The organism is Salinicola avicenniae (genome assembly GCF_023736115.1).
Taxonomy (GTDB): Bacteria; Pseudomonadota; Gammaproteobacteria; order Pseudomonadales; family Halomonadaceae; genus Salinicola; species Salinicola avicenniae.
On the sequence record NZ_JAKQZC010000005.1, the window covers coordinates 468,273 to 485,133 of the forward strand.

Genomic DNA, 16,861 nt, shown 5'->3' on the forward strand with positions numbered 1-16,861 from the left:
GGATATCAGCGGTGCCTTGTTCCGCAGACACCACCTCGAGAACAAGAGCACGAGACGAACACCGGCTAGACAGACACGTACTAGACAGACATGTATTAGATAAGAACGAACTAACGGATAGGGAGAGGATTCAGCGATCCAATAGAGAACCGGGGGGAAGCGCGAACGGATCAGCGCAACAGGCTCACATCAACAATTTGCTGTCGAGATGGATGACGAAACAGAGATCGGGCAAAACGCGGGACTTCGGATTACTGGCGGTAATCGCTGGCTCCCCGAACAGGACTCGAACCTGTGACCCAATGATTAACAGTCATTTGCTCTACCAACTGAGCTATCGGGGATCGATGCAGCGACAAATTGTGGCGGTGATGGCTCCCCGAACAGGACTCGAACCTGTGACCCAATGATTAACAGTCATTTGCTCTACCAACTGAGCTATCGGGGATCGGATTGTCACCGCGTGCTGTGATGGCTGTTGGCTCCCCGAACAGGACTCGAACCTGTGACCCAATGATTAACAGTCATTTGCTCTACCAACTGAGCTATCGGGGACCATCCTTAAGCACGCGGCGTAGTATACCCGCTGAGACTTTTGCGTCAAGCCAAGCATGCCAGGAATTTCAAAATCGCCGCGAGAAATTCTTTCGAACAATCAAAGTGCTGCGATCAGCGGAGCTGTAAGGTACACCAGCCGGGGCGTACCATGCCAAGCTTCCGGCAACGAGGCTCTGTCAACGACGAGATGATGACTCGCACCCGCCAGGCATCCGGACAGAAAAGACGGAAAAGACGGAAAAGCCAACAGACAAATCTTGGCGATAGGCGTTGGAATAAATAGACAGGAAAATCAAAAGAAGGACCACCGAATCGGTGGTGGTGGCTACGCCCTGATTCGAACAGGGGACCCCATCATTATGAGTGATGTGCTCTAACCAGCTGAGCTACGTAGCCATAAGACGTGCATTGCCATGCGGCAACGGAGGCGCACTATACCCGCGCCTTTGTCGGAGGGCAACCCCTGTAAGGGCATTCTCACCTTCCACCAGGGCAGGACCTCGGACCCTGCCCTGTTCGCGGCGCTGCCGGCGCGCGCCATGCCGCCGGGCAGCGCGGACAACCCTTATTGTCAGACGCCCAGGCCGGCCTTCACCGCCGCCAGTCCAGGCTCTCCGTCAGCGGTCTGGACACCCTCCAGCCACGCATCGAGGGTTTCGGGATGTGCCTGTAGCCAGTCACGCGCGGCCGCCTTGGCATCTTCGCCGTCATCCATGATGCTGCCCATGACTTCGTTCTCCATGTCGAGCGTGAAGACAAGATTCTCGAGCAGTTGGCCCACGTTGCCGCATTCATCGACATAGCCGGCGCGGGTATTGGTATAGACCGTCGCACCGCCGAAATCGGGACCGAAATAATCGTCCGCGCCTGACAGATAACCGATGTCGAAGTTGGTATTCATCGGGTGCGGTGCCCAGCCGAGAAACACCATCCACTCGTCGTTTCGGCTGCGTGCGCGTACCTCGGCGAGCATGCCGGCTTCGCTCGAGTCGACCAACGTCCAGTCACCCAGACCGAAGGCATCGTCATCGATCATTTGCTGGATGATCATGTTGCCGTCGTTGCCGGCCTCGATACCGAACAGGTTGTGGCCGAACTGGTCAGCGTGCGCATCGAGATCGGCCACCGAGGTGACGCCGGCGTCGATGACGTACTGCGGCACCGCCAGCGTGTACTTGGCGCCCTCCAGGTTGGCGCGCGGCCGATCGACCTGCCCTTTCTCGATATACGGATCGCTGATCGACTGCATCGACGGCATCCAGTTGCCAAGAAAGACGTCGAAGTCCCCGTTGGTCATGCCGGCATAGGCGACCGGCACGGATACCGTGTCGGAGGTCGCTTCATAGCCGAGTTCCTCGAGCACCACGCTGACCAGCGCGGTGGTAGCCTGGATATCGGTCCAGCCCACTTCCGCGAAATGTACGCGCTGGCAGCTCTCGGACGACTGCGCTTGTGCCAGCGGCGCCACGATCAGGCCCATGCCGGCCAGTGTCCATAGCAGCGAATGATGTTTCATGATGCTTGAACTCCCTCTTGCTGTTGTACGTTGTGTCTAGAGGCTTCGTCTGTGAATGCATCGTGTGACGTTGCGTCGAGCGGAAGCCTCGACCCAGGGTCCTCGTGTGATCGACCACCCACGATAACTCTGAGTTATTGAATATCGAACGTTTCATTCGACACCACAATAGACTAATTTTTATTGATTGACCGTTCAATAAAAAATATCCATACTGCTCTCATTGACCGGGTCGTGAACCAATCAAAGCGGGCCTTTCCCCGCCAACCAATGGTAAAAAAACCATCAGTAAAGATTTTCACGATCTCAGTCTCGATTAGGAGGAAAGTCCGTGCCGAAACTTGGTATGCAGCCCATTCGTCGTCGCCAACTGATTCAGGCGACACTGGAAGCGATCGACGAACTCGGTCTGGCGGATGCCACGATCGCGCGCATCGCCAAACGAGCGGGAGTTTCCACGGGCATCATCAGCCACTATTTCAACGGCAAGGACGGGTTGCTGGAAGCCACGATGCGTCAGGTCCTGGCCGATCTCGGAAAAGCGGTGCAGGAACGACGCAGTGCTCTGGGCGATGCACCGGCAAAGGCTCACCTGCACGCCATCATCGATGGCAACTTCGACCGCAGTCAGACCAGTCGCTCGGTCATGAAGACCTGGCTGGCGTTCTGGGCCAGCAGCATGCATCACGCGCCGCTACAACGACTGCAGCGGGTCAATGACCGCCGGCTCTACTCCAACCTGAGCAGCCAATTCCGACGCGTTCTGCCCAAGCGGCAGGCGCGGGATGCCGCGCGAGGCCTGGCCGCCATGATCGATGGCCTCTGGCTGCGCGGCGCTCTGGCCCCGGAAGGGTTGAACGTCGACCGCGCTCGTCAACTCGCCTACGACTACGTTCGCGAGCAGCTGGAAGGCGGAACCCAGCGTCATCAGCCCCGGGCCAGCGACTACGCCTGATCGCCACCGGCTTGCCGAATCTGACATTTCATTCGCCATTCGAGGGAGAGCGCACCATGGCAGTACGCGATACACAGACACTCTACATCGACGGCCGCCACGTTCCGGCAAGCGGCGAGCAGACCTTCGATGCCATCAATCCGGCTAACGGCGAACGCCTGGCCAGCGTACAGCAGGCGACGCAGGCGGATGTCGACAAGGCGGTCGAAAGCGCCCGGCGTGCCCAGCGTGAATGGGCGGCCCTGAGCGGTATGGAACGCTCACGCATTCTGCTGAAAGCCGTCGCCCTGCTGCGCGAGCGCAATGACGCACTGGCCGAGCTCGAGACGCTCAACACCGGCAAGCCGATCAGCGAAACCGCCAGCGTCGACGTCGTGACCGGCGCGGATGCGCTCGAATACTTCGCGGGCCTGGCCCCCGCCGTCGAGGGCACGCAGATCCCGCTGCGCGAAGACTCCTTCGTCTATACCCGCCGCGAGCCGCTGGGAGTGATCGGCGCCATCGGTGCCTGGAACTATCCGATTCAGATCGCCTGCTGGAAAGCGGCACCGGCACTGGCAGCGGGCAACGCCGTCGTCTTCAAGCCGAGCGAGGTCACGCCGCTGACCGCCATGAAGCTGGCGGAAATCTTTACCGAGGCCGGACTACCCGACGGGCTGTTCAATGTCGTCCACGGCGACGGCAGCGTCGGCGCGATGCTGACCGAACACCCGGGGCTGGCCAAGATCAGCTTCACCGGCGAGGTCGGTACCGGCAAGAAAGTGATGTCGGCCGCCGCCGGCTCCACGCTGAAGGAAGTCACAATGGAACTCGGCGGCAAGTCACCGCTGATCGTGTTCGACGACGCCGATCTCGACCGCGCCGCCGATGGCGCGATGATGGCCAACTTCTACTCCAGCGGCCAGGTCTGCACCAACGGGACGCGCGTTTTCGTGCATCGTTCGGTCAAGGAGGCGTTCGAGGCAAAGATCGTCGAACGCGTCGCGCGTATCCAGGCCGGCGACCCGCTCGCCCCGGCAACCAACTTCGGTCCGCTGGTCAGCTTCGAGCATCTCGACAAGGTCACAAGCTACCTGGAGATCGCCAAGCAGGACGGCGCGCGGCTGCTCGCCGGCGGTCATCGCCTGACCGACGGCGACTTCGCTAAAGGCGCCTGGGTCGCACCGACCGTCTATACCGACTGCCGGGATGACATGCGCATCGTCAGGGAAGAGATCTTCGGCCCGGTGATGTCGATTCTGGTCTTCGATGACGAAGAGGAGGTGGTGCGCCGCGCCAACGACACCGAATACGGCCTGGCCGCCGGACTGTTCACCGAAGGCCTGAATCGCGCTCATCGCGTGATCCATCAGCTCGAAGCCGGTATCTGCTGGATCAATACCTGGGGCGACTCCCCCGCCGAAATGCCGGTGGGCGGCTACAAGCAGTCCGGGATCGGCCGCGAAAACGGGATGGAAACGCTCGCACACTACACCCAGACGAAATCGGTGCAGATCGAAATGGGGCCGTTCGCCTCGGTGTTCTGACGACACCGGACCCGCATGCCATCGCGTCGGCGTCGTGCAGCGATCCGGTTACAGGCTGCAATGACCGGCAGCCGAGACGCCACCAGCGCAGGGAGATTCACTCTCCCTGCGGGATGCCGGCCTCCATATGTCGTCGACCGGGCCCTCCGCCCGCCTTTTGATCTGCCCTTTTCCTTTCGTCTCAACCAGGAGCGTGTATGCAACAGGCTCGCGAATTCGATTACATCATCATCGGTGCCGGGTCTGCCGGTAACGTACTGGCAACCCGCCTGACCGAAGATCTCGATGTCAGCGTTCTGCTGCTGGAGGCCGGCGGCCCGGACTACCGTGCCGACTTCCGTACGCAAATGCCGGCGGCGCTGGCCTATCCGCTACAGGGCAAGCGCTACAACTGGGCGTTCGAGACCGATCCCGAACCGCACATGGACAATCGCCGCATGGAGTGCGGGCGCGGCAAGGGGCTCGGCGGCTCCTCGCTGATCAACGGCATGTGCTACATCCGTGGCAACGCCATGGATCTCGACAACTGGGCCAGCCAGCCCGGACTCGAGACCTGGCGCTATGTCGACTGCCTGCCCTACTACAAGAAGGCCGAGACTCGCGACATCGGGCCGAACGATTACCACGGCGGCGACGGTCCCCTGAGCGTCGCCACGCCCAAGGCCGATAACAACCCGCTCTACCAGGCCTTCATCGACGCCGGTGTCGAGGCGGGCTATCCGCGCACCGAGGATCTCAACGGCTACCAGCAGGAAGGGTTCGGACCGATGGACCGGACCACGACCCCCAACGGCCGACGTGCCGCCACGGGCCGTGGCTATCTGGATATCGCCAAGCAGCGCGACAACCTGACGATCGTCACCCACGCGACCACCGACCGGATTCTGTTTGAAGATCAACGGGCGGTCGGCGTCAACTACCTGCACAAGCAACTGCCGAGGCAAGCGCTGGCGCGGCGTGAGGTGCTGCTATGCGGCGGCGCCATTGCCTCGCCGCAGATCCTGCAGCGCTCAGGCGTGGGCGACCCGGCACTGCTCGAGTCCCTCGACATCCCGCTGGTGCATGCGCTCAAGGGGGTCGGGCAGAACCTGCAGGATCACCTAGAGATGTACATCCAGTACGAGTGCAAGACGCCGATTTCACTCTATCCGGCGCTCAAGTGGTACAACCAGCCGAAGATCGGCGCCGAGTGGATGCTGCTTGGCAAAGGGATCGGTGCCAGCAACCAGTTCGAGGCCGGTGGCTTCATCCGCACCGATGACCGCGAGCCCTGGCCCAATCTGCAATACCACTTTCTGCCGATCGCGATCAGCTATAACGGCAAGAGCGCCGTGCAGGCGCACGGTTTTCAGGCTCATGTCGGCTCGATGCGCTCGGAGAGCCGTGGCCGAGTGCAGCTCAAGGATCGCAATCCGCGCAGCGCGCCCAGCATCCTGTTCAACTACATGTCGACCGAGCGTGACTGGCAGGAGTTTCGTGCCGCGATTCGACTGACGCGCGAGATCATCCAGCAGCCGGCGATGGACGCCTATCGTGGCCGCGAGATCTCCCCCGGCGCTGAGGTACAGTCCGACGCGGAACTCGATGCTTTCGTGCGCGAGCATGCCGAGACCGCGTACCACCCCTGCGGCACCTGTCGAATGGGCACCGACGAGGACGCCGTGGTCGACAGCGAAGGCCGCGTGCACGGTATCGAAGCCCTGCGCGTGATCGACGCCTCGATCATGCCGCAGATCGTCACCGGGAATCTCAATGCGACCACGATCATGATCGCCGAAAAGCTGGCCGACCGGGTCCGCGGGCGCGAGCCATTGGCACCCGCCGAGGTCGACTATTTTTGCGCCAACGGCGCCTCCGCCCGCACGGCGCCTGCGCGTTCGGCGTAAGCCTGTTGCCGCGCCCGGTACCGGGCGCGGCCCCCTCGCGGCGATGTTCCGCGCCCGCTTCCACAAGTTGGTCGTCTTTCCGCCCGGCGGTCGGCGGCTATCCGAGGCATCGTGGCCAATTCCTCCGAAAACCCCTGCGCCTGTTATCCTGCCGGCTAACATTTGCGTGCTAATTGCGCATTCCGCGAACGCTGTTCCGTTACACTGCAATCGCGTCTACGCTGTGGCGACCCAAGTCGTTCCTCTCTCGTGCCGAGCGCAATAACGCCGCGACTCCGGCGTATTGCGGCCCGAGTGGCCGAGCCTCCCGCAGACGCGAGGCGCTGCCGGTTCGGCATTTTGTCACGACCGCGTTACATCGCGACGTTATTGAGTCACGTTACCTAGACACTACAGGGAAAGTTTACCGCCATGCCTGCTGCCCCGTCTCCGAATCGCTCCCGTCGCACCACCAGATGGGTGTGGCTGCTGTTGCTGATTGTCGTCGCGGGCGGCGCGGCCTACTACTTTTTGGCCGACGACAACTCGGCAAGCGAAGAGGAAGTTGGCACCTCGGAAAGCGCCGGCGGCCAGGCCGGCATGCCAGCCACGGCCGTGGCCGCCATCGCCGCCAGCCAGGGCGACCTGCCGCTGGAGCTGACCGCCCTGGGAACGGTAAGGCCACTGCAGAGCGTCGCCGTGCGCCCCCGCGTCGAGGGCGAGCTGCTCAGCGTCAACTTCGAGGAGGGCGAGGAGGTCCAACAGGGGCAACGGCTCGCGCGTATCGACCCGCGCGACTACCAGGCACAGCTCGACCAGGCGCAGGGACAGCTAGCACAGGACCAGGCCCAGCTAGCCTCCGCGCGTGAGGATCTGGCCCGCTACGAGAAACTGATCGAGACCAACTATGTCTCGCGTCAGGAGTTGGAGCAGCAGCGCCAACTGGTACGGCAGTACGAAGGCACCGTCGCCAGCGATCGCGCCAGCGTGCAGAGCGCCCAGGTGCAGCTCGACTATACCGATATCAGCGCGCCGATCAGCGGCATCGTGGGTATTCGCAACGTCGATCCCGGCAACATCGTACAGCTCGGTGACGACGACCCGATCGTCACGATCACCCAGCTCGACCCCATTTCCGTCATCTTTTCCCTGCCCAGCCGCTACGTCGACACCGTGCGCCAGCGGCTTACCAACGGTGACCGTCCCAGCGTCAGAGTGACCGGCACCGACGGCGAGACCTACCGCGGCCAGCTCTCCAGCATCGATAGCAACATCAATAGCGGCACCGGCACGATTCGCCTTCGCGCCACGCTGGAGAATCCCGACGGCGGGCTCTATCCCAACGCCTATGTCGACGTCAGCCTGGTCTCGCAGATTCTGCGTGATCGCGTCATCGTGCCGGAGCCCGCGGTGCAGACCGGTCAGGACGGCAACTACGTCTATGTCGTCGGCGATGACGATACGGTGAGCCGCCGTGACGTCACGCTGGAAGCGACTCAGGATGGCCGCAGCGCACTCACCAGCGGGGTCGAAGCGGGCGAACGCGTCGTCGTCGATGGGGTCGACAACCTGCGCGAGGGCGCCAGCGTGCGCGTGGTCAGCGACGCGCTCCCGGGCGAGTCGAGTGACGCGGTCGCCGACGAAAACGACGCGATCGCCGACGAGCGTGACGGGGACGACGCGGCGTCATGAACCCCTCCCGCCTCTTCATCCTGCGTCCGGTCGCGACCTCGCTGGTCATGCTGGCGATCCTGATCGCTGGCGCCATGGCCTATCGCCTGCTGACGATCTCCTCGCTGCCGGAAGTCGATTTCCCGACCATTCAGGTCACCACGCTCTACCCCGGCGCCGGGCCGGACGTGATGCTGTCCCACGTTACCTCGCCGCTCGAAGACGAGCTGGGCGAGATCTCCGGGCTCGAGGACATGAGCTCGACCAGCACCGGTGGCGCTTCGTTGATCACCTTGCGCTTCTCGCTCGACTCCGACCTGGGCGTAGCAGAGCAGGAGGTGCAGGCCGCGCTGAACCAGGCCGAGACGCTGCTGCCGGACGATCTGCCTCGCCCGCCCAGCTACAGCAAGGTCAATCCCGCGGACACCCCGATCATGACGCTCGCCGTCAGTTCGGACACGCTCCCGCTGACCGATGTTTACGATCTGGTCGATACCCGCATGGCGCAGAAGATCGCGCAGATCAGCGGGGTCGGTCAGGTCAAGCTCGCCGGTGGCCATGAACCGGCGGTGCGCATCCGCGCGGACTCGCGCCAGCTGGCGGCTTATGGGCTCGATCTCGCCGCCGTGCGCAGCGCCGTGGCCGCGGCCAACGTCAATCAGGCCAAGGGCACGCTCTATGGGCCCTATCGTGCCTATACCATCGACGCCAACGATCAGCTGCTGTCGGCAGCGGCCTATCGGGATCTGATTCTCAAGCACGACAACGGTAGCGTGCTCCGCCTCTCGGATGTCGCCACCATCGAGGACGGCGCCGAGAACGCCTACCTCTCGGCCTGGGCCAATCGCGATGGCGCGATTCTGATCGACGTCCTGCGCCAGCCCGGCGCCAACGTGGTCGGGGTCGCCGACAGTATCAAACGCAGCCTGCCGAATCTGCAAAACACGCTGCCGGCAGCCGTGAATGTCGAGGTGCTCACCGACCGCACAACTACTATCCGCGCCGCGGTCGAAGACGTGCAGTTCGAACTGGTATTGGCGATCGGGCTGGTGATCCTGGTCACCTTCCTGTTCCTGCGCAATCTTCCGGCCACGCTGATTCCCAGCCTGGCCGTGCCACTCTCGCTGGTGGGTACCTTCGGCGCCATGTACCTGGCCGGCTTCAGCCTCAACAACCTGACCCTGATGGCGCTGACCATCGCCACGGGCTTCGTCATCGACGACGCCATTGTCGTGCTCGAGAACATCACTCGCTTCATCGAGAAAGGCGAGAAGCCTCTCGCGGCGGCACTCAAGGGTTCGCGACAGATCGGCTTCACCATCGTCTCGCTGACGGTCTCGCTGCTGGCGGTGCTGATACCGCTGGTCTTCATGAGCGGCGTGGTCGGCGTGCTTTTCCGTGAATTCGCCCTCACGTTGGCGATCTCCATCCTGATATCCGCCTTCGTCTCGCTGACGCTAACGCCAATGCTCTGCGCACGCTGGCTGAAGCACCGCCCGCAGGCCACCGAGGAGAGCGACGATGAAGCGTTGGTGCGCGGCCGCAGCGGCCTATTCGGCCGCGTCACGCGCGGCTACGAGCACGCGCTGAATGCCGTGCTGCGCCACCAGACGCTGACCCTGCTGGTCGCCGTGGCGACCCTTGGCGTCACCGCCCTGCTGTTCCTGGCCACGCCCAAGGGGCTTTTTCCTGTGCAGGACACCGGCGTCATCCGTGGCATGACCACCGCCACGCAGTCGACGTCGTTCGCGGCCATGAGCGCCCGCCAGCAGCAGCTGGTCGATCGCCTGCTGAAAGATCCCGCGGTGGAAAGCCTGTCCTCCAGCATCGGCATCGACGGCACCAACACCACGCTCAACAGCGGGCGCCTGCAGATCAACCTGGCGCCGCTGGCGGAGCGCGATGGCCTGGATCAGGTATTGAACCGACTCCGCGGCCTGGATGACGATATTCCCGGCCTCTCCCTCGCGCTGCAGCCGGTTCAGGACCTGACACTCGAAGACACCATCAGCCGCTATCCCTATCAATTCTCGCTCACCCAGGGTGACCGCCAGCGCCTGAATGACGATGTCGAGCGCCTACTTGAGCGTCTACGCCAGTCGCCGGCGATCGCCAACGTCGCAAGCGACGTACAGAACCAGGGTCGCAAGCTGGCCGTGACCATCGACCGGGCCCGCGCCGGCCGCCTGGGCATCAGCGTCGCCGACATCGACGACGCGCTCTACGACGCGTTCGGCCAGCGCCTGATCTCGACCATTTTCACCCAGGCAAGCCAGTACCGAGTGGTGCTCTCCGCCAACGATACCGACAGCGCCGGCCCCGACGCGCTCTCTCGTCTCTATGTCACCAGCGAGGATGACGAGCTCGTACCACTATCGACGCTGGTCACGCTGGCCGAGCGCACCACGCCACTCTCGCTGCAGCGCCAGAACCAGTTTCCCTCGGCGCTGCTGTCGTTCGCGGTCGCCGACGGCCACTCCCTGTCGGACGCCTTTGCCGCCGTGGACGCAGCCGCCAAGGAAACGCTCAGCGCGCAGACCCAGCTCGACTACCGCGGCTCGGCCCTGGCCTACACCAACTCGACCAGCGATACCCTGTGGCTGATTCTCGCGGCCATCGTCACCATGTACATCGTGCTCGGGGTGCTCTACGAGAGCTATATCCATCCGCTGACGATCCTCTCGACCCTGCCTTCGGCCGCCATCGGCGCCCTGCTCGCCCTGCAGATCAGTGGCTATTCGCTGGGGCTCGTGGCGGTCATCGGCATCATTCTGCTGATCGGCATCGTCAAGAAGAACGCCATCATGATGATCGACTTCGCCCTCGAGGCGCAGCGGGAGCGCGGTATGCCGGCCACCCAGGCGATCCATACCGCCGCCCTGCTGCGTTTCCGGCCGATCATGATGACCACCTTTGCCGCGCTGCTCGGCGCCATGCCGCTGATGTTCGCCAGCGGCCACGGCGCCGAGCTGCGCCAGCCGCTCGGACTGACGATGGTCGGCGGCCTGCTCTTCAGCCAGCTGCTGACGCTGTTCACCACGCCAGTGGTCTATCTGTTCTTCGATCGCTTGGCCGCGCGCTGGCGGCGTGATGATCAGACGGTGAACGCGGCCGACGAGGTGACGCCGTGAGTCTGTCGGCGCCCTTTGTCCGACGTCCCGTCGCCACCGTGCTGTTGGCAATGGCGATCGTGCTCCTCGGCTCGCTGGCCTACGACCGCCTGCCGGTCGCGCCGCTGCCCAACGTCTCCTTTCCGACGATTCTCGTCAGCGCCAGCCTGAGCGGCGCCAACCCGGAGACCATGGCCTCGACCGTCGCTACGCCGCTGGAGCGCTCCCTCGGACGAATTCCCGGCATCACCCAGATGACCTCGACCAGCTCGGACAGCTCGACCAGCGTCATCATCCAGTTCGATCTCGAGAAGGATATCAACGTCGCGGCGCAGGAGGTCCAGGCCGCGATCAACGACGCCCAACCGCTGCTGCCCAGCGCCATGACCAGCCGGCCGCGCTATCGCAAACTGAATCCGGCATCGGCGCCGGTGATGATTCTCTCGCTCACCTCCGACACCGTCCCCACCAGCGAACTCTATCGGCTGGCCGACAGCCAGATTGCGCCGCCTATCGCGCAGGTGCCCGGCGTCGGCGACGTCAACGTCGGCGGCAGCTCCTCCCCCGCGGTGCGCGTCTCGCTCGACCCGCGCAAGCTCAACCATGCGGGCATCACGCTGGATGCCGTGGCCGGCGCGCTACGCACCGCGACGACCCAGTCTCCCACCGGCTTCGTCCAGAACGTCGAGCACCGCTGGGAGGTCGACAGCGACTCCCAGCTGCTCGAGGCGAGCGACTACAGCCAGATCGTCATCGCCCGAGGCGACAACGGCTCGCTGATGCGACTCGGCGACGTCGCCACGGTCTTCGACGGCGTCGAGGATCGCTACAACGTCGGCTTCCAGAACGACCTGCCGGCGGTGCTGCTGGTCATCAGCAGCGCCAGCGGGGCCAACATCATCGACACCATCGGCGGCATCCGCGATCGCCTGAGCGAAATCGAGAGCCTGCTGCCGCGCAACGTCAACCTCAGCGTACAGCTCGACCGTGCCCCCGGCATCCAGGCGTCGCTGCACGAGACCCAACTCACGCTGATCCTGGCCATCGTGCTCGTGGTCCTGGTCGTCTTTCTGTTCCTGCGCAACCTGCGGGCCACCATCATCCCCAGCGTCGCGATCCCGGTCTCGCTGGTCGGCACCTTCGCCATGATGTGGGCGTTCGGTTTCTCGCTGGATACGCTGTCGCTGATGGCGTTGATCGTCTCGATCGGCTTCCTGGTCGACGACGCCATCGTCGTGGTCGAGAACATCGCACGCCATATCGAGCGCGGCGAGAAGCCCTTTGCCGCCGCGCTGCAGGGCGCCCGCGAAGTCGGCTTCACGGTCACCTCGATGAGCGTATCGCTGGTCGCCGTGTTCATTCCGCTACTGCTGCTCGGCGGCTTCATCGGCCGCATGTTTCACGAGTTCGCGGTCACGCTCTCGCTCGCCATCGGCGTCTCTCTGCTGGTCTCGCTGACCCTGACGCCGATGCTCTGCGCGCGCTGGCTCAAACCGCATGCGCCACGCCAGCGGCAGCCACGCTGGGAGCGTGCGCTGGTCGCCTTCGGCCGCGGCTGTCTGGACGTTTACGCCAAGACACTGGACATTGCGCTCAAGCATCGGCGCCTCACGCTGCTGTCGCTGATTGCGGTCATCGTGCTCAACGGCTATCTCTACACCGCCGTCGACAAGGGCTTCATCCCGGATCAGGACACCGGCCGACTGCTCGGCACCATGCGCGGCGACCAGTCGCTGTCGTTCGATGCCGTGTCGGACAAGCTGCGCCAGGTACGGGAACGACTTACCGCGGACCCGGCGGTCGACAGTGTGCTCGGCTTCATGGGCAGCGGCGGGCCAGGGCGAGGCGGCTCGTCGGCAACGCTCTTTATCACGCTCAAGGCCGATCGCGAGGGCTCGACACAGGCGATCGGCAATCGCCTCACGGCCAAGCTGGGCGATCTCACCGGCGTCAGCACCTTCATGTTTCCGCTGCAGGACATTCGTGTCGGCGGCCGCTCGAGCAGCGGCTCCCAGTATGAAATCACGCTCAAGAGCGACAGCCTGGCGCTGCTGGGCGAGTGGTCGCGCAAGGTGCAGCAGGCCATGGAACAGGTCGATGGCATCACGGGTGTCGACAGCGACAACCGCGGCGAGGGGCTATCGGCGATGCTGGTGGTTGACCGCGATACCGCCTCGCGCCTCGGCGTCGACATGACCACAGTGGATACCGCCCTCGGCAATGCCTTTGCCCAGAGCCGAGTCACCAGCCTTTACGACGCCGATGAGCAGCGCTACGTGGTCATGGAAGTCAAGGCGCCCTACCGTCAGGCGCCGGAAGCGATCGGCAACCTCTACGTCAGCGGTCGCGACGGCGAGATGGTGCCGATCTCGGCGTTCAGCCATATCGAGCGCAGCACGACGCCGGTCACGGTCAACCACCAGGGCCAGTTCGCCGCCTCCACGGTCTCGTTCAATCTCGAGGATGGCGTGTCGCTCGGCGAGGCAACGGCGCGGATTCGCCAGGCGGTCGACGAACTGCATTTACCGACCGCCGTTCAGGTCGATTTCGAAGGCAGCGCGGGCACCTTCCAGAGCGGTGTCGAAGCCATGCCATGGCTGATCCTGGCCGCGTTGATCACCGTCTATCTGGTCCTGGGAATCCTCTACGAGAGCTACATCCACCCGCTGACCATTCTGTCGACCCTCCCCTCGGCCGGGGTGGGCGCACTGCTGGCGCTGATGGCACTGGATACGCCGTTCACGCTGATCGCCTTGATCGGCATCATTCTGCTGATCGGCGTCGTCAAGAAGAACGCCATCATGCTGGTGGACTTCGCCGTCATCTGCGAGCGCGATCAGGGAATGACACCGATGGAGGCGATTCGCCAGGCCGCGCTGGTCCGCTTCCGGCCGATCATGATGACCACGCTGGCCGCCCTGCTGGGCGCTGTCCCGTTGCTGCTGGGCACCGACGAGAACGCCGCCCTGCGCGCGCCGCTGGGGATCACGATCATCGGCGGCCTGATCGTCAGCCAGCTGCTGACGCTCTACACCACGCCGGTCGTCTATCTCTATCTCGATCGCCTTCACCGCCGCCTGCGCCCGCGTCATCTGACGCGAGATGACGCCGCGGAAACCAGCGCCGGCTGAGCGGGTCGACATAACGACGTGAGCCGGCACCGCCAACCTCCCAGACAGCAAAAGGCCCGAACCCCGCCAACGGGATTCGGGCCTTCGAGCCTGCGGGCGCCGATGCGCCCGAGAATCAGCTGTCGCTGGAAGTCTCGGCCTTGGCCGCAGCTTCCTTGATCATCGGCTCCAGCTCACCGTTCTGGTACATCTCGACGATGATGTCGCAGCCGCCGACCAGCTCACCGTTGACCCACAACTGCGGGAACGTCGGCCAGCTGGCGTACTTCGGCAGTTCGGCGCGAATATCCGGGTTATCCAGAATATTGACGAACGCGAAGCGTTCGCCACAGGCCATCAGTGCCTGAACCGCCTGCGCGGAGAATCCGCACTGCGGCAGCTGCGGAGAGCCCTTCATGTAAAGCAGGATCGTGTTGTCGCTGATCTGCTGCTTGATCGCTTCGATGGTATCGCTCATGAGACGTCCTTTGACGGGAGGGCGCGGTCGACCACCGTCGAGACCGGAAGCCGCCGCCCTCGCGTGCGCGCGAAGAAAAATTAACAGAATGACCGTACCGCCATTCTACTGATGACGTGGCCTGAAAACACCCCCGCGGTCATGCCACCCTGTCGCCCGTTGCACCGCCTGCCGGCGCTGGTTAGGATAATTGGCTTTCGCACGGACCGGTCGACCCTGAAGGGGGCTTTCGAGAACGGTCACGGCGCCGCGCACCGGATGCCTCCAGGCCTGTCCGGCGCACGGCGCTTTTTTGCTTTTCAGGTATGGCTGCATCGTTTTCACGTCGGTCCCGATAGCGGGCAACCGACAAGACCTTACTGGCCGCGCGGCGCGTGCACTCTGCCGCAGGCTTTGGCTTCGACGTCACGACAGGAACTCGCTCATGAGCGCACGCCACTTTCTGACCCTGCTGGATCTCTCCGCCGACGAACTGTCCTATCTGATCCAGCGCGGCATCACCATCAAGAACCGGCTGAAAACGCACGGCCCGACCTACACGCCCTTCTCGAATCGCACCTTGGCGATGATCTTCGAGAAGTCATCGACGCGCACACGCGTGTCGTTCGAGACGGCCATGGCGCAGTTCGGCGGGCATGCGCTCTTCCTCTCCCCGCGCGATACCCAGCTCGGCCGCGGTGAGCCGATCGGCGACACGGCTCGCGTGCTTTCCGAAATGGTCGACGCGGTGATGATCCGTACGTTCTCCCACGAGGGACTGGAAACCTTCGCTGCCGCCAGCAGCGTACCGGTGATCAATGCGCTGACGGACGACTATCATCCCTGTCAGCTGCTGGCCGACGTGATGACCTGGACCGAGCAGCGCGGCCCGGTACAGGGCAAGACCGCGGTGTGGATCGGCGACGGCAATAACATGTGCCACTCGTGGATCAACGCCGCCCGCCAGTTCGATTTCAACCTGCGCGTCTGCTGCCCGGAAGGCTACGACCCGCGAGCGGATATTCTTGAAGCGGCGGGCGATCGCGTCAGCATCGTGCGCGACCCGGCCGACGCTTGCACCGGCGCCGACCTGATCACGACCGATGTCTGGGCCTCCATGGGGCAGGAAGAAGAGCAGGCCAAGCGCGAGCAGGCATTTGCCGGCTTCCAGGTCACCGAAGCGCTGCTCGACCTCGCATCCAAGGACGCCATCTTCCTGCATTGCCTGCCGGCGCACCGGGGCGAGGAGATCAGCACCACGCTGCTCGACGACCCGCGTGCCGTGGTCTGGCAGGAAGCCGGCAACCGACTGCACGCGCAGAAGGCGCTGATCGAGTTCCTGCTGCTCGGCCAGGTCGAGTAACCCCAGCGGGCGCGCCGTCGCGGCGGCGCGCCCTAGCAACGATCGCAAAGATCGGCCTCAAGGCGCGCTATCGAAATCCTGCCACCCGACGCTATCGTTGCGCGCGATTGCGGCGCCAGAACGTGGTCGCGAGTAGCGCCAGCAGCAGCAGGCTCGCCGCCATCAACGCCTGCCCGCTATCTCCCTCCAGCGCCGACTCTCCCAACGTCACGAAGGCCACGCTGTATGGCCCCGTCGTCAGCAGCGCCGCCCCCAGATAGACCGTCAGCGGCACGCCGACCACGCCCAGCGCGTAATGCTTGAGAAACATTGGAACGCCCGGCACCAGCTTGACCATCATGGCGAGGCGCCAGGCATCGTTGCGTTGCGTCTCGACCGTTGCCAGCAGCGGCATCCGGCGCACGAGCCGTGCCTGCAGGTGCGGCCGTAGCGGCCCGCGGGCGATCCAGAAACAGAGCAGCAGGTTGAACAGGGTCGCCGTGACCGACAGCAACAGACCGAGCGGGACGCCGTAGCCGATGCCGGCCACCACATAGAATGGCGTCATGGGCAGACCAATGGCGGGCAGTGTTGCCATGATCAGCAGAAAGAGCAGCGGATGTAGCGTCGATAGCGTTTCGGCTGACATCGTGCCGCCAGGGAGGAGCACACTCGCCATAAGCGCGAGTCCCGCGACGACCACAAAGACCGAGCGGCCTCGCACGGCCAAGCGAGCCATTCGGCGGGAGAT

General features: G+C 63.9%; 10 protein-coding genes and 4 tRNA genes. 7 read left to right on the plus strand and 7 right to left on the minus strand.

Annotated features, from left to right (window positions below):
- Nucleotides 1–268: 268 nt before the first annotated feature.
- The 5 genes from MC381_RS14190 to MC381_RS14210 all read right to left on the minus strand — a co-directional run bounded on the left by MC381_RS14190 (nucleotide 269) and on the right by MC381_RS14210 (nucleotide 2,074).
- A tRNA-Asn gene (locus tag MC381_RS14190) sits at nucleotides 269–344 on the minus strand.
- Between the two features lie 28 nt (nucleotides 345–372).
- Nucleotides 373–448 (minus strand) — tRNA-Asn (locus MC381_RS14195).
- Between the two features lie 31 nt (nucleotides 449–479).
- Nucleotides 480–555, minus strand: a tRNA-Asn gene (locus MC381_RS14200).
- A gap of 322 nt (nucleotides 556–877) precedes the next feature.
- A tRNA-Met gene (locus MC381_RS14205) sits at nucleotides 878–954 on the minus strand.
- A 175-nt stretch (nucleotides 955–1,129) separates the two neighbouring features.
- Nucleotides 1,130–2,074, minus strand: coding sequence for a choline ABC transporter substrate-binding protein (locus tag MC381_RS14210; protein ID WP_374708177.1), 945 nt, complete (start codon nucleotides 2,072–2,074; stop codon nucleotides 1,130–1,132).
- Nucleotides 2,075–2,405: 331 nt separating this feature from the next.
- On the opposite strand from MC381_RS14210, the gene betI reads away from it, so the two are divergent.
- From betI to MC381_RS14240, 6 genes are all read left to right on the plus strand, one after another.
- Nucleotides 2,406–3,029, plus strand: coding sequence for a transcriptional regulator BetI (gene betI / locus MC381_RS14215; RefSeq protein WP_251978400.1), 624 nt, complete (start codon nucleotides 2,406–2,408; stop codon nucleotides 3,027–3,029).
- A gap of 56 nt (nucleotides 3,030–3,085) precedes the next feature.
- Nucleotides 3,086–4,555 (plus strand): betaine-aldehyde dehydrogenase, encoded by a 1,470-nt coding sequence (gene betB / locus MC381_RS14220; RefSeq protein ID WP_251978401.1) that lies wholly within the window; start codon nucleotides 3,086–3,088, stop codon nucleotides 4,553–4,555.
- 197 nt (nucleotides 4,556–4,752) lie between these two features.
- Entirely contained in the window at nucleotides 4,753–6,441 is a 1,689-nt protein-coding gene (gene betA / locus MC381_RS14225; protein ID WP_251978402.1) for a choline dehydrogenase, read from the plus strand.
- Nucleotides 6,442–6,852: 411 nt separating this feature from the next.
- The gene (locus tag MC381_RS14230) at nucleotides 6,853–8,112 is read left to right on the plus strand and encodes an efflux RND transporter periplasmic adaptor subunit (protein WP_251978403.1); all 1,260 of its coding nucleotides are present in this window, start codon (nucleotides 6,853–6,855) and stop codon (nucleotides 8,110–8,112) included.
- Nucleotides 8,109–11,222 (plus strand): multidrug efflux RND transporter permease subunit, encoded by a 3,114-nt coding sequence (locus tag MC381_RS14235; protein ID WP_251978404.1) that lies wholly within the window; start codon nucleotides 8,109–8,111, stop codon nucleotides 11,220–11,222. The genes MC381_RS14230 and MC381_RS14235 overlap by 4 nt, the downstream gene beginning before the upstream one ends.
- Complete coding sequence (locus MC381_RS14240) at nucleotides 11,219–14,332, plus strand: efflux RND transporter permease subunit (protein WP_251978405.1); 3,114 nt, start codon at nucleotides 11,219–11,221, stop codon at nucleotides 14,330–14,332. The genes MC381_RS14235 and MC381_RS14240 overlap by 4 nt, the downstream gene beginning before the upstream one ends.
- A 115-nt stretch (nucleotides 14,333–14,447) precedes the next feature.
- Here the strand turns inward: MC381_RS14240 and grxD are convergent, their stop codons facing one another.
- Nucleotides 14,448–14,789, minus strand: coding sequence for a Grx4 family monothiol glutaredoxin (grxD, locus tag MC381_RS14245; protein ID WP_251978406.1), 342 nt, complete (start codon nucleotides 14,787–14,789; stop codon nucleotides 14,448–14,450).
- Between the two features lie 424 nt (nucleotides 14,790–15,213).
- On the opposite strand from grxD, the gene argF reads away from it, so the two are divergent.
- Nucleotides 15,214–16,131: an ornithine carbamoyltransferase gene (argF, locus tag MC381_RS14250; protein WP_251978407.1), complete on the plus strand. Its 918-nt coding sequence runs from the start codon at nucleotides 15,214–15,216 to the stop codon at nucleotides 16,129–16,131.
- Nucleotides 16,132–16,222: 91 nt separating this feature from the next.
- Here the strand turns inward: argF and MC381_RS14255 are convergent, their stop codons facing one another.
- Nucleotides 16,223–16,759 carry a TVP38/TMEM64 family protein gene (locus tag MC381_RS14255; protein WP_251978408.1) on the minus strand — a complete coding sequence of 179 codons (537 nt, stop codon included), beginning with the start codon at nucleotides 16,757–16,759 and terminating at the stop codon, nucleotides 16,223–16,225.
- Between the last annotated feature and the right edge of the window lie 102 nt (nucleotides 16,760–16,861).

Coding starts and splice junctions, on each gene's coding strand:
- MC381_RS14210 (WP_374708177.1), bottom strand. CDS start 2,074: ATGAAACATCATTCGCTGCTATGGACACTGGCCGGCATGGGCCTGATC.
- betB (WP_251978401.1), top strand. CDS start 3,086: ATGGCAGTACGCGATACACAGACACTCTACATCGACGGCCGCCACGTT.
- betA (WP_251978402.1), top strand. CDS start 4,753: ATGCAACAGGCTCGCGAATTCGATTACATCATCATCGGTGCCGGGTCT.
- MC381_RS14230 (WP_251978403.1), top strand. CDS start 6,853: ATGCCTGCTGCCCCGTCTCCGAATCGCTCCCGTCGCACCACCAGATGG.
- MC381_RS14235 (WP_251978404.1), top strand. CDS start 8,109: ATGAACCCCTCCCGCCTCTTCATCCTGCGTCCGGTCGCGACCTCGCTG.
- grxD (WP_251978406.1), bottom strand. CDS start 14,789: ATGAGCGATACCATCGAAGCGATCAAGCAGCAGATCAGCGACAACACG.
- argF (WP_251978407.1), top strand. CDS start 15,214: ATGAGCGCACGCCACTTTCTGACCCTGCTGGATCTCTCCGCCGACGAA.
- MC381_RS14255 (WP_251978408.1), bottom strand. CDS start 16,759: ATGTCAGCCGAAACGCTATCGACGCTACATCCGCTGCTCTTTCTGCTG.